The sequence below is a fragment of the Vibrio sp. YT-16 genome (assembly GCF_033337405.1).
Taxonomy (GTDB): Bacteria; Pseudomonadota; Gammaproteobacteria; order Enterobacterales; family Vibrionaceae; genus Vibrio; species Vibrio alginolyticus.
Map to the genome: position 1 here is coordinate 546517 of NZ_JAWOQQ010000002.1, position 12572 is coordinate 559088.

A 12572-nucleotide genomic window follows, 5' to 3' on the forward strand; every position below is an offset into this window, starting at 1 on the left:
ATTTTAAAAAAATCGTTTACTGGTATAGAGGAAAGCGACTGCAAAGTTCTTTTACTTCTTTGCGAACGCGTTTTTCAACTTCTGCGTCACCTTCAGGGTTGTTCACTAAACCGTCCAGTACGTCACCAATCCAATTACCGATGAGTTTGAATTCTTCAGCGCCAAAGCCGCGGCTTGTACCCGCAGGCGTTCCTAAACGGATGCCCGATGTAATCATAGGCTTCTCTGTATCGAATGGGATGCCATTTTTGTTACATGTGATCCCAGCACGCTCTAGAGCTTCTTCTGCTTTATTGCCTTTCAACCCTTTCGGACGAAGGTCAACCAGCATTAGGTGCGTGTCTGTGCCACCAGTTACGATGTCGCAACCGCGAGTTTGCAATACTTCCGCTAGGACTTTTGCGTTATTGATCACCGAATCAATATAAGTTTTAAATTCAGGGCCAAGCGCTTCACCAAATGCGACCGCTTTGGCTGCGATAACGTGCATCAGTGGGCCACCTTGTAGGCCAGGGAATACGGCTGAGTTGATTTTCTTAATGATGTCTTCGTGGTTAGTAAGAATCATACCGCCGCGAGGGCCACGCAATGTTTTGTGTGTTGTAGTCGTAACAACGTGTGCGTGTGGCAGTGGGCTAGGGTGCGCGCCTGTTGCGATAAGACCGGCGATGTGTGCCATGTCGACCATAAGAATTGCATTTACTTCGTCTGCGATTTCACGGAATTTTGCAAAGTCGATAGTACGTGGAATAGCGCTACCACCTGCGATGATCATTTTAGGTTGGTGCTCAAGTGCTAGCTCACGAACATCTTCGTAGTTGATTTCCAGTGTTTCGCGATCAACACCGTATTGAACTGCATTAAACCATTTACCAGAAAGTGCAGGGCGTGCGCCGTGCGTCAGGTGACCACCTGCGTCTAAAGACATACCAAGAATGGTGTCACCAGGTTGAAGCAGTGCCAGCTTTACTGCACCGTTTGCTTGTGCCCCTGAGTGTGGTTGAACGTTTGCGTATTCACAATTGAAAAGTTTTTTTGCGCGTTCGATAGCAATGGCTTCCACTGTATCTACGTGCTCACAACCACCATAGTAACGGCGACCTGGGTACCCTTCAGCGTATTTGTTTGTTAGGCATGTGCCTTGAGCTTGCATTACCGCTTTAGAAACAATGTTCTCAGAAGCGATAAGTTCGATTTGTTCGTTTTGGCGAGCGGATTCCGCTTGAATTCCAGCAAAGACAGCATCATCTGTCGCAGAGAGGTTGGTAGAGAAAAAGTTTTCCAAGCTGTGGTTAGGGTAACTCTTATTCATGGTAGTTGACCTTCCAAATCTGAAAATGAACCCGCAATAGATGAGTTATGATTTGCGGTTGTGGTTCATTTGTCCTCAAAAACAGCTGAACTGCGTAGCAGAACAGAGTGAACATCCGGCCCTAAATTTGGGCAAAAACTCCGTTGGATTGCGTGTTTCTTTTACCAATCTCTTACGGAAATATGCATCTCTACATCTAACAAGTTGGTAACATAGCGCCTGTGGCGGGAACAATCAACCAAAAATTTCCTATAGGAAACAAGATTTCAAAATTTGTTAACAAGAGCACGGTTTAATTCACTTGGTGGACTTCTATCCACTATGTGCTTCATGCACAATGCGAGTAAGACAAAAAATATGGATATCTATAGAGGGATTTATGGCAGAAAGTATTTACGATGAATACCCATCGATGACGTTGGCAAAAGAGCAACATGACCAAAATATTGAGCCGTTAAAACTGGGCCAGCGTATTAAGGATATCCGCTCGAAACTCGGTATCACATTAGAAGAGGCCAGTCAGCGAACCGGGCTTGCTCGATCTACACTGAGCAAAATAGAAAATGAGCAGATCTCCCCGACGTTTCAAGCGATGCAAAAATTGGCACTAGGCTTACAAATTGACATGCCACAACTCTTTGAGCCACCTAGAAAAAAGGTAGCGACAGGGCGCAGGGATGTTACCAAGAAGAATGAAGGTAAACCACACCCAACACAAACCTATGAACATGAACTGCTCGCGACACAACTTTCCAATAAGAAAATGATGCCGTTTAAGAGCCAAATTCGAGCTCGTAGTTTTGATGAATATAAAGACTGGGTTCGTCATGACGGCGAAGAATTTTTACTTATCTTATCTGGCGAGGTTATGTTCTATTCTGAGTTTTACGAACCTGTTGTTTTAAGCGAGGGAGACAGCGTTTATTACGATGCAAATATGGGACATATGTTGACCAGTGTTAGCGAGGAAGATGCGCTCATTTTGTGGGTGACAGCCAAATAGTGATAAATACTTGTAAATTTCCTATAGTGAAAGCAAACGATTGCTGTTGGTGGTCGTTATGATGAAAAGGCGCTTTTTTGATGAGAACTTGCTCATTAAAGCGCTTTTTTTGTACGATTTGTTGTGATTAAAATGTTAAGAGTCACACTTTTGCAAGTCGATCTACGTCTTGTTCGTGCAAAATAGAATGAGCCATGTTTATTATTGGAAACACATCGAATGCCGATAGCATTCTCGGGTCTATCTAAATGGAGACGAAAATGACTCAAGAACTACTGAAAACACCACTACACGCACTTCACGTTGAAGTTGGTGCCAAAATGGTCCCGTTCGCGGGTTACGATATGCCTGTTCAGTATCCTCTAGGCGTAAAGAAGGAACACTTACATACTCGTGATGCGGCAGGTCTGTTTGATGTTTCTCACATGGGACAGCTTCGCCTAATTGGTGACGGTGCAGCTGCGTTCCTAGAAACATTAGTCCCAGTGGATATTGTGGATCTTGAGTCTGGTAAACAGCGTTACGCTTTTTTCACTAATGAAGAGGGCGGCATCATGGACGACTTGATGGTGGCTAACCTAGGCGATCATCTGTTTGTGGTTGTGAACGCAGCATGTAAAGCGCAAGATATCGCACACCTACAAGCGCATTTACCATCTGGTGTTGAGCTAGAAATTATCGAAGACCGAGCTCTACTTGCAATTCAAGGCCCTAAAGCGGCGGCTGTATTGGCGCGTTTTGCACCAGAAGTTTCTGAAATGCTGTTCATGGATATTCGTAAAGTCGATATTTTAGGCGCCGAGTGCATTGTTTCTCGTAGTGGTTATACAGGCGAAGACGGTTACGAAATTTCGGTTCCTGCTGACAAAGCGGAAGAGCTAGCACGGAAACTGACTGCGGAAGATGAAGTTGAATGGATTGGCCTTGGTGCTCGTGATTCGCTTCGTCTTGAGTGTGGCCTTTGTCTATACGGTCATGACCTAGACACAACAACAACACCTGTTGAAGCGAGCTTGCTATGGGGTATCCAAAAAGTTCGTCGTATTGGTGGTGAACGTGAAGGTGGTTTCCCTGGCGCAGACATTATTCTTAAGCAGATTGAGACTAAAGATGTGGCGCGTAAGCGTGTGGGTCTAGTAGGTCAAACCAAAGCGCCAGTGCGTGAAGGTGTTGAACTGTTTGATGCTGACGGCGTTAAAATTGGCGTTGTAACCAGTGGTACGGCGGGCCCGAATGCAGGTAAGCCAGTCTCAATGGGGTATGTTCGTGCGGATTTGGCGGCGATTGGTACTGAAGTGTTCGCTGAAGTGCGTGGCAAAATGCTACCAATGACAGTTGAAAAAATGCCGTTCGTACCACAACGCTACTACCGTGGTTAAAACGAATTGAAACAAAAATGCCGAGCTTTGTAGCTCGGCATTTTTATGTCTTCTTTTCGCTTGTTTGCTTTTAGTTTACTGCTTCATCAATAGTACAGCACATATCAATAACGATATCTTCAAGCTTTTCCGGATGAATCATCTCTTCTTTTGGGATCCCAAATTGAGAGGCCATAATGGTATTAAACAATTCCCAATGCTTGAGCAGCAGTTTTTCGCGATTATCTGCAATATCCGGCCATGTTTCTTGCATCATTGGTGCGAGACTGACAGCACCATGTGCGAAGATCAACATTTGCCACTTTGATTCCCACTGATCAAACTGTGCATTAGGGTTTTCGCTGTTGTACTGCTCGAAAATTCCGGTAAATATCGCAGCGAACTCATCTTTTGACTTTAAGAAATACTGCAGCAGAGCACCGTCATCGCCTTGTCGAATAGCATCGGCGATCATCTGTACTGGGTGAGGGTTGACAAGAGCAAATGCTAGCATGCGAACCATAAACAGATAAATTTTTCTATTCGAAGGTGTGTTCTCCGGCATTTCATTGATGAGTTCAGCCATATAGCACTGCATGAACTCGTCCATTGCATCGCTAACCGCTTGCCAGATTTTCTCTTTGCTGCCGAAGTGGTGACGGATCAAACTATGTGAAACACCAGCCTTTTCACTGATATTGCGCAGCGAGACACGCTCGTAACCAAGTTCACAAAACATATCTGCTGCCACTTTAAGGATCAGACACTTAGTTTGTTCTGCTGCTTCAGCACTTCTACGCCCCTGCTTTCTTTCATTCATAGTTCGAATTTTCCCGAATATTAATCACGCGCTTACTTTTACCAGAAACCGAACGCTTTGACTAATTAATTTGCTATCCACCTGGAAAATATGTTGATCAATTTCAAATTCTGCTTATACTGCACGGCTGTGTAATATATAAAACCTACGGAGAAAGCGGGTGCGAAAACAATATTTAAAGCGCACTTTAGTTGGCGCAGTGGTGACATTAAGTCTTTCTGGGATGCTAACTGGGTGTAATAAAGCCATTTCTGAGCCGTCTGAACCTTTAATCAAACCTGTTAAATTACTGGCGGTGAAAGACCTAGAACTTGAAGACTCGCACGCCTTTTTAGCGCGTATTGATGCAACACATCGCGCGCAGCTTTCTTTTCAGGTTGGTGGAGAGGTTGATGAATTACGTGTACGCATGGGTCAAAAAGTCCAAAAAGGTGAAGTGCTCGCAACGTTAGACCCTAAAGATCTTCAGCTTGCGTTAGATGCCGCTCAAGCGCAGTACGCGTTAGCGAAAACACAATGGGACCGCGCGAAAAACCTTTACGGAAAAAAACTCATTAGTACTGATGAGTACGATCAGAAAGAAACTCAATATAAAGCGGCATTGGCGAACTACGAACAAGCTAAAACCGATTTGAGCTATACCAAAATTCACGCACCGTTTGATGGCATTGTGTCATATACCTATGTCAACCCGTTTCAAGTAGTAGCAGAGAAGCAGGAGATCTTGAATCTCATTGATAACACGACGTTGGATGTATCTTTCACCTTGCCAGTAAGTTATGCGGAATCTGTATCACTTGAGTCACTGCAAAACTCCGATATGTGGGTGACGATGGATAGCGAGCCAGGAAAACGTATCCCTGGGCAATTTAAAGAAATTTCGACGCAGCCAAACATCGATACCAATAGTTATGAGGCGATCGTGACCATCACTCGACCAGAAGATCGCAATTTGCTGACAGGTATGACTGGGCAGGTACACATTGCTAAACAACATGTATCGGACGCGATGACGTTACCTCAGTCTGCTTGGGTCAACAAAAATGGGACGCAAGGTGAAGTTTGGGTAATGGACAGAAGCACGCAGCAGATCAATAAAGTCACAGTTTCACTTGATGCAGCAGGTGGTGTGAAAGCCGGGCTTGATAACAATGATTACGTTGTTATTGCTGGTGTTGAGAGGCTGGTTGAAGGACAAGTGGTGAAAGCTTGGGTTCGTGAGGGAGGCATTTAATGAAACGTTCTCTACTTACGATCTCTGCGATTGCACTTGCAGTTTTAACAGGGTGCAAAAATGAAAACCAAGCTATCGTCGAGCAGCCACTTTTTGTGTCGACTATCTCGGTGGATGCACCAGTACAAAGTCAACATCGCGCGTTCAAAGGCATAGTAGTGCCTGCAGAGCAAACGCCAATGGCATTTCGCCGCGCTGGGGAAGTTCAGCACGTATTGGTTAAAGCGGGTGACGTTGTTAAGCAGGGGCAAATGATCGCAAAGCTAGATGATAGCAAAGAGAAGCAAGCCGTGAATGACGCAGAAGCACAATACACACTTGCAATTCGTCAGCTTAAACGCGGTGAAGACTTGCATGCACGTCAAATGATTTCAAAAGCGGAACTTGATGAGCTAACCGCCAATAAAGAGCTAGCTGAGGCTACTTTCTATAACGCGACCAATCAATTGAATTACACCCGTTTATTCGCCCCGTTCGCCGGTAAAGTATCCGATGTTTTCAAAGAACGTTTTGAGCGTGTGGCAATTGGTGAACCCGTGTTAAACCTATACCAAAACGATTTGGTTTACGTGCGCATTGAGCTTTCTGACAATGTTTTAGCGATGGTAGACCCAAACTCAGACAGCATGAGCTACAAGCCTAGAGCAACCTTCTCCGGAATCGATGGCAGATTTGCTTTGGACTATTTAGAGCACACAAGTGAACCCAACGCTGAAACTCAAACCTACGAAATGTACTTGACGATGCCACAGCCAAAAACAGAGATATTGCCGGGAACCAGCGTAAGCGTTTTGGTCGATATGGTGAAGGCGGGCATTACCTCTATTGATGGTTACAGTGTTCCTGTCACGGCGCTTCAAGCAGGCAGTGAAGGGAATGAGTTCTTTGTGTGGAAAAAAGAAGGTGACATTGTCACACGAGTGCCTGTCATGATTTCTCAAGTGAATGGCAATGGAGCCATTGTGTCGTCAGGTGTTAGCCAGGGCGATATTCTGATTAATTCAAATCTGCGTAAATTACGCGAAGGTAAACATGTGGATGTTGTGGAGAATAACCAATAATGAACATTGCTGAGTATTCAATAAAAAACAAAGTCATCAGCTGGTTGTTCATTATTATCCTTGCTGTTGGTGGTTTAACGTCATTTTTGGAGCTTGGACGATTAGAAGACCCGGCATTTACGATCAAAGATGCCATGATCATCTCAACATACCCTGGCGCGACGTCAAAAGAAGTTGAAGAAGAGCTGACGTATCCTCTAGAAAAAGAGATTCGAAAACTCCCTTATATCGACAAAATTACCTCTACGTCTTCTAATGGTATGTCTCAAATAACGGTGAGCATGGAAATGGACTATGGTCCTGATGAACTGCCGCAAATTTGGGATGAAATGCGCCGTAAAATTAATGATTTACGACCATCATTGCCTCAAGGTGTTCAGTCTTTACAGGTCATTGATGATTTCGGTGACGTTTATGGCGTGATGTTAATGCTCACTGGTGACGATTACGACTATGTAGAGCTGAAACGTTATGCGGATTACCTGACCCGTGAAATCGAGCTTGTTGATGGTGTTGGTAAGGTAGACATCACGGGCGATCAGCAAGAAATGCTATTCGTTGAGATCTCACTTGATCGCCTTGCTGCACTGAACTTAGACATGAATGTGGTTTCGAGCTTGTTGAACCAGCAAAACAATGTGGTTTCAGCAGGTGAAGTGATGGTCAATGGCGAAAGCCTTGTTATTCGCCCAAGCGGCACCTTAAACACTGTAGAAGCACTAGAAAATCTGATCATTCATGGCCGTGACACAGGAAATCTAATTCGTCTAAAAGACGTAGCAACGATTTCTCGCGGTATTCAAGAGAAGCCAAGCAACGTCGTACTCTTTAACGGTCAAAAAGCGATTAATATCGGTATCTCGTTTGCATCGGGTGTGAACGTGGTTGAGGTTGGTGAACGTTTGGATGCGGAGCTCGCGAGCCTTGAGTCTATCAAGCCTGCTGGCATCGATATGAACTACTTTTACAACCAAGCCAATGAGGTGGATGAATCTGTTAAAGCGTTTGTAATTAGTCTAGCGGAGGCAGTGGCGATCGTAATCATTGTGTTGCTGTTTACTATGGGTTTACGCAGTGGTGTCATCATTGGAGTTGTGTTGTTATTGACGGTATTTGGTACCTTCATTTTGATGAATTACAACAACATCGAACTGCATCGTATTTCTCTTGGCGCGTTAATTATTGCCTTGGGTATGCTGGTTGATAACGCGATTGTTGTCGTGGAAGGCATATTGGTTGGCCTAAAGAAAGGGCGTACCAAAGTTCAAGCGGCTGTCGATATTGTAAAGCAAACACAATGGCCTTTGCTGGGCGCAACTGTTATTGCAATTACGGCTTTTGCACCTATCGGCTTGTCGCAAGATGCGACAGGTGAGTTCATGGGCTCTCTATTCTGGGTGCTGTGTTTCTCACTATTTTTAAGCTGGATTACCGCTATTACACTGACGCCTTTCCTTGCCGATCTTTTGTTGAAAGAGGAAAACAAAGAGCAAGGTACTAGCGAAGATGATCCTTATAAAGGCTGGTTGTTTGTCGTATTTGGGGCATCGCTGAAATTTGCATTGCGATTCCGCTGGCTTACCGTTGCTGGCATGGTGGCGCTATTAGTGGGTGCTGTCGTGGCATTTGGTAATGTAAAACAGCAGTTCTTCCCACCATCGAATACGCCGATGTTCTACGTGGATATGTGGATGCCAGAGGGTACTGACATCCGTGAAACGATCAAAAAAGCTGAAGAGGTCGAAAGCTACATTCGTCAGCAAGATGATATTGACTTTGTTTCTGCTTCGATTGGGCAGGGCCTACAGCGTTTTGCTTTAACCTATCAACCAGAAAAAAGTTACGAAGCGTACGCTCAGTTCCAAGTTCGCGCGACTGATCGTGAGAAAATGTTTGGTTTGCTGCATAAGTTAGATGCGAATCTGGCGAAAACATTTGATGCGCCTACGTTCCAGTTTAAATTGATGGAATTTGGTCCATCACCAGCGTCTAAGATCGAAGCGCGTATTACTGGCCCTGAACCACAAGTTTTACGTGACTTGGCGGTGCAAGTTGAAGACATCCTTCATACCGACCCTGGTGCTCGAAACATTCGTCACGATTGGCGAGAGCGCACCAAGGAACTTGTACCCGTTTTCAATGAGTCTAAAGCTCGTCGCTTAGGTATTTCGAAAGAAGATCTTTCAAGCACACTGCAAATGGCGTTTGGTGGTAGCACCTTAGGTTACTTGCGTGATGGTACACATACGTTGCCAATTATGACACGCCTTCCTGAAGAAGAACGCGTAGATTTTGAATCACTACAAAACGTGACCATTTGGAGTCCTTCGTTGCAAACGTATATTCCGGTTGATCAAGTGATTGATGGCGTTCAACTGGATTGGAGTGAGCCGCTAATTCAGCGTCGTGACCGTAAGCGTACGTTAACCGTTCTCGCGGACCATGATGTGTTGAGTGACGACACGGCAGCAAGCTTATTTGCTCGTGTACAGCCTAAAGTGATGGCATTGCATGTTCCAGAAGGGTACGAAATCACATGGGGTGGTGAGTACGAATCATCCAAAGATGCACAAGAAGGCCTATTCGGTTCATTGCCGATGGGTTACTTGTTGATGTTCATCATTACTATTTTACTGTTTAACTCAATCAAAAAGCCGTTGGTCATTTGGTTCACCGTTCCGTTAGCGATCATTGGCGTTGCTTTTGGTTTGCTTACCACGAACATGCCGTTCAGTTTTACAGCATTCCTTGGTTTGTTAAGCCTAAGTGGCATGATTTTGAAAAACGGTATTGTGTTGCTTGACCAAATTAACCTTGAGTTGGAGTCTGGTAAAGATCCTTACCTCGCGATTGTTGATAGTGCGATAAGCCGCGTTCGTCCGGTAAGTATGGCGGCACTAACAACTATCTTGGGGATGATTCCACTGGTCTTCGACGCCTTCTTTGGCTCGATGGCAATAACGATTATGGCAGGTCTTGGTTTTGCTACTGTACTGACACTGATAGTGGTGCCAGTGATGTTTGCAATTCTGTTTAGGGTAAAACCGACCACTGCATAGGGACTCCTGGCTATTTGCCAGCTTCCTGCCTAGCCCTGAAGGTTTTCTTCGGGGCTTTTTTGATCTTACTAATATATACCAAACCATTCATTTGCTTGATTTTAATGATTTTCTTACGATTACAATGCAAATCATGCGTATACTGATGTAACGACACATCAAAGATTGAGATTACATGAATAAGCGCATATTAAACGGACTCTTCTTCGTTGGTTCTTTCACCTTGGTTGGCTGCACCGCGACGGATAGCATGCCGACAGAAACCAAACAACCTGCCCCTAAAGTCAACAGTGTTAGTGCTGAAGTAATTTCCAGTTGGATTGATAGTAAGGTTTTAGCCCCTGAAGGGCTGTCGCTCGAGCAAGACAATCTACGTTATCTATCGGGTAGCGCCGACCTAAACAGCGACGGAAAGGCAGAACACATAGTGTTGCTTCAAGATCGCTATTTCTGTGGTAGTGGTGGCTGCTCTGCATATATGTTTGATAATGAGGGAAACGTTATTAATCGAATGTCGGTAACTCGCACGCCTATTGTACTAGCCGACAGTTACAGTAATGGTTGGCAGGACTTTATCGTTTGGAGTAATGGCTCATATCGACTCATGAGTTACAACGGTGAGTCTTATCCAAGTAACCCGTCACTAGAGCCAAAGGTGGATCGAGACGCTAACCAGCAGGCGGCAATCGCAAATGTAATGGCGACAGAGCTTTATCAGCAAGACGGCTATGACATTCTGCCCGCAGAGTCAAAAACCTTGTGGACGCCAGCTAACGTTTACCACTTTACCTTCAAGCACTACGGTGACCCGCATAGCGCTTATCAAGCAACGGTGGATATGAGCAGTGGGGAAGTAGACATTGTAGCCGTTCCGGCTGCGGAATAAAAAACACCTCCCTTAACCGGAATTAAAGGGAGGTGCTAAATGCCAAATTCGAGGGTAGCATTGTTAACCGGAGTCGCTCTAATTAAGCTGCGACTTCTTGTTTCGCTTCTGCTTTGCTTTTTAAGAATGCGTAAGTAAAGCCAGTTACCGCTGTACCTGCTGCAATAGCCACTAAATACATTAATACTGGTGAAATTGCGTTAGGAATTAGCAGCACGAATAGACCGCCGTGTGGTGCCATTAATTTCGCACCGAATAGCATCGATAGGGCACCAGTAAGTGCGCCACCTGCCATACAAGATGGAATCACGCGCATTGGATCTTTCGCAGCAAATGGAATTGCGCCTTCAGAGATGAAACAAAGGCCCAAGACAAATGATGCTTTACCTGCCTCACGTTCATTTTGTTCAAATTTGTTCTTCGCAATGAAGGTCGCTAAACCCATACCTAGCGCAGGAACCATACCTGCGGCCATGATTGCCGCCATTGGCGCGTAAGTTTGTGAAGCCAGAAGGCCAACACCAAATGCGTAAGCGGCTTTGTTTACCGGGCCTCCTAGGTCGAAACACATCATTGCGCCAAGGATAATACCCAGTAGTACTGCACTGTCAGAACCCATGTTGTTTAGGAAGTCAGTCAGGCCGTTCATGATGCCTGAAACTGGGCCGCCTACGATGTAGATCATCACAAGACCAGTGAACAATGTTGCCACAAATGGAATGATCAGAATCGGTTTAAGCGCCTCCATCGATTGTGGCAGTTTCACCTTATCTGCGAGGAGTTTCGCTGCGTAACCAGCAATGAAACCAGCCGCGATACCGCCAAGGAAACCTGCGCCAGTAGAACTTGCTAGCATACCACCAACAAGACCAGGAGCGAGACCAGGACGGTCAGCGATTGAAAACGCAATATAGCCAGCAAGTACAGGAATCATCAATGCGAATGCAGAGCCACCACCAATGTTCATCAAGGCTGCTGCTAGTGTGCCTTCTTCTTTAAATGCTTCAATACCAAACACGAACGATAGGGCGATGATCAAACCACCAGCGACAACCACAGGCAGCATGTGCGATACCCCTGTCATCAAGTGTTTGTAAGCGCCTTTCTTCTCGTCTGCTGCCGAAGCAGAATTTGCAGAACCTGAATGTTGGTAAATCGTGGCTTGCTCGAATGCTTTGTCCATCTCTTCGGCTGTTTTTTTCAGAGCTGGGCCTGTTTTCGTGCGGTACATCTTTTTGCCGTTAAAGCGATCAAGTGGCACTTCAATATCCGCAGCAATGATCACCAGATCGGCATCTGCAATTTCTTGCTCAGTCAGTTGGTTTTTAGCGCCAACTGAACCACGAGTTTCCACCTTGATTTGATGGCCACGACGCTTGCCTTCTTCTTCTAAAGCTTCTGCCGCCATAAAGGTATGCGCAACGCCAGTAGGGCATGCCGTGATTGCAACAATCTTCTTTGATGCTGATGTTGTATCTGCAGTGATAGGGGCTGCAAGTGTGGTTGCTTTTTCAAGTAAAGTGGCGTTTTCAACCGCTTGCTGGAGAAACGCAGTTGCGTCTTTTGCTACTTCGCTAATTTCCGCTTGGTAAACCTTTTTTCCTACAAAACGAGAAGTGTCGACGCTAGTATTTGCCGCAATGACAATGACTTCTGCTTGTTCAACGTCAGCTTCCGTCAATAGTGTTGGTTCAACCACACTTGATTGACATTCTATTTTGGCATTCCAGTTTAATTTTGCGGCGGCTTGTTCTAGTAATCCTGCCGCAAGGATGCTATTTGCTACACCGCTCGGACAGGCAGTAATAATGGCAATATTCATACGATAACCTTCTGTTC

General features: G+C 45.2%; 9 protein-coding genes. 6 read left to right on the forward strand and 3 right to left on the reverse strand.

What is annotated here, in order from left to right:
• Positions 1–16: 16 nt before the first annotated feature.
• Positions 17–1312: a serine hydroxymethyltransferase gene (locus tag R7F07_RS05695; protein WP_005376430.1), complete on the reverse strand. Its 1296-nt coding sequence runs from the start codon at positions 1310–1312 to the stop codon at positions 17–19.
• Between the two features lie 379 nt (positions 1313–1691).
• Here R7F07_RS05695 and R7F07_RS05700 point away from each other — a divergent pair, with 379 nt between their 5' ends.
• Together R7F07_RS05700 and gcvT are read left to right on the forward strand one after the other, a co-directional pair.
• Positions 1692–2315, forward strand: coding sequence for a helix-turn-helix domain-containing protein (locus tag R7F07_RS05700; RefSeq protein ID WP_005376429.1), 624 nt, complete (start codon positions 1692–1694; stop codon positions 2313–2315).
• A 260-nt stretch (positions 2316–2575) separates the two neighbouring features.
• Positions 2576–3694 carry a glycine cleavage system aminomethyltransferase GcvT gene (gene gcvT / locus R7F07_RS05705; RefSeq protein WP_017820967.1) on the forward strand — a complete coding sequence of 373 codons (1119 nt, stop codon included), beginning with the start codon at positions 2576–2578 and terminating at the stop codon, positions 3692–3694.
• A gap of 70 nt (positions 3695–3764) precedes the next feature.
• Here the strand turns inward: gcvT and vdeR are convergent, their stop codons facing one another.
• Positions 3765–4493, reverse strand: coding sequence for an efflux transporter transcriptional repressor VdeR (vdeR, locus tag R7F07_RS05710; protein WP_172563784.1), 729 nt, complete (start codon positions 4491–4493; stop codon positions 3765–3767).
• Positions 4494–4653: 160 nt separating this feature from the next.
• Between vdeR and R7F07_RS05715 the strand changes: the two genes are divergently transcribed.
• The 4 genes from R7F07_RS05715 (at position 4654) to R7F07_RS05730 (ending at position 10733) form a co-directional block, all read left to right on the forward strand.
• Positions 4654–5727, forward strand: a complete 1074-nt coding sequence (locus tag R7F07_RS05715; RefSeq protein WP_318110460.1) for an efflux RND transporter periplasmic adaptor subunit — start codon at positions 4654–4656, stop codon at positions 5725–5727.
• Positions 5727–6788: an efflux RND transporter periplasmic adaptor subunit gene (locus tag R7F07_RS05720; protein ID WP_005376420.1), complete on the forward strand. Its 1062-nt coding sequence runs from the start codon at positions 5727–5729 to the stop codon at positions 6786–6788. The genes R7F07_RS05715 and R7F07_RS05720 overlap by 1 nt, the downstream gene beginning before the upstream one ends.
• Positions 6788–9847, forward strand: a complete 3060-nt coding sequence (locus R7F07_RS05725) for an efflux RND transporter permease subunit (RefSeq protein WP_318110461.1) — start codon at positions 6788–6790, stop codon at positions 9845–9847. Before R7F07_RS05720 ends, R7F07_RS05725 begins: the two co-directional genes overlap by 1 nt.
• Positions 9848–10022: 175 nt before the next feature.
• Positions 10023–10733 (forward strand): hypothetical protein, encoded by a 711-nt coding sequence (locus R7F07_RS05730; protein ID WP_005376411.1) that lies wholly within the window; start codon positions 10023–10025, stop codon positions 10731–10733.
• A gap of 82 nt (positions 10734–10815) precedes the next feature.
• Here R7F07_RS05730 and fruA read toward each other — a convergent pair whose 3' ends face one another.
• Entirely contained in the window at positions 10816–12555 is a 1740-nt protein-coding gene (fruA, locus tag R7F07_RS05735; RefSeq protein ID WP_318110462.1) for a PTS fructose transporter subunit IIBC, read from the reverse strand.
• Between the last annotated feature and the right edge of the window lie 17 nt (positions 12556–12572).